The sequence below is a fragment of the Rhodopseudomonas sp. BR0C11 genome (genome assembly GCF_010820945.1).
Classification (GTDB): domain Bacteria; phylum Pseudomonadota; class Alphaproteobacteria; order Rhizobiales; family Xanthobacteraceae; genus Rhodopseudomonas; species Rhodopseudomonas palustris_H.
Window position 1 is genome coordinate 1 of record NZ_QTKI01000767.1, and the last position, 885, is coordinate 885.

Below are 885 nucleotides of genomic sequence, written 5' to 3' on the forward strand. Positions count from 1 at the left end.
CCGGCGGAATCGCAGCCGATCTCGACGGCTTGGTGAGGTTCGAGCAAAGCCGGCCCCGGTTCGACGGCACAGCGTCGCTGGCGGCGCTTGCGGCTGCGGCGGGAGAGACGCCGCGGACGCCGTGGCGGCTCGCCGCCAAGATCGAGGCCGATCCGGCGCTCGCGCGGCTGAATCAGGTTGAGGTCTCCTGGGGCGCTGACGACCGCGCGCTCAAGCTCACCGGCGGCGGCGAAGCACGGTTCGGCGGCACGCCGCGGCTCGACGCCAAGCTGTCGGCACGGCAGCTCGATGCCGACCGTCTGCTCGCGAAGCCCGGCGATGCCGCGCCGCCGCTGCCTTGGCTGGTGCGGCTGCGCGATCTGGCGGCGTTGTTGCCGCTGCCGCCGTTGCCGGCGCGGGTGTCGCTCGACGCCGACCAGATCATGATCGGCAGCCGCCCGGTGACAGATCTGACCGCCGAGCTGCGCGGCGATCCGCAGGCCTGGCAGATCGAGCAACTCGAGCTGCGGGCGCCCGGCGGCACGCGGTTGGCGCTGCGCGGCGGCGCGGGGGCCGCGGACGCGGCGATCACCGGCACGCTCGATCTGTCTGCCAGCGATCCGGACCTGCTCGCCGCTTGGCTGCAGGGTCGCACGCCGACGGCGGGTGGCCTGACCAAGGCGCTGCGGATCACCGGCGGGGTCCGCGCCGGCTCCGACGCTTGGGTGCTCGATCCGCTGACGGTGCAGAGCGGCGGCGACACACTGCGCGGCCGCTTCGCCTATCGGGCGCGGCGCGATGATCAAGGCGCGCAGATCGACGCCGAGCTTAAGGGCGACAGCGCCGATCTCGACGCCGCGCTGCAATGGGCCCGGACGCTGGCCGGCCCCGATGGCCGCTGGCCGG

Annotated in this window: 1 protein-coding gene; it reads left to right on the forward strand. The window is 74.4% G+C overall.

Features of this window, described 5'->3' with window-relative positions; genetic code table 11:
- Positions 1-885, forward strand: an 885-nt coding sequence (locus DYI24_RS27240; RefSeq protein ID WP_502706391.1) for an AsmA family protein, incomplete at both ends; no start/stop codon positions are given.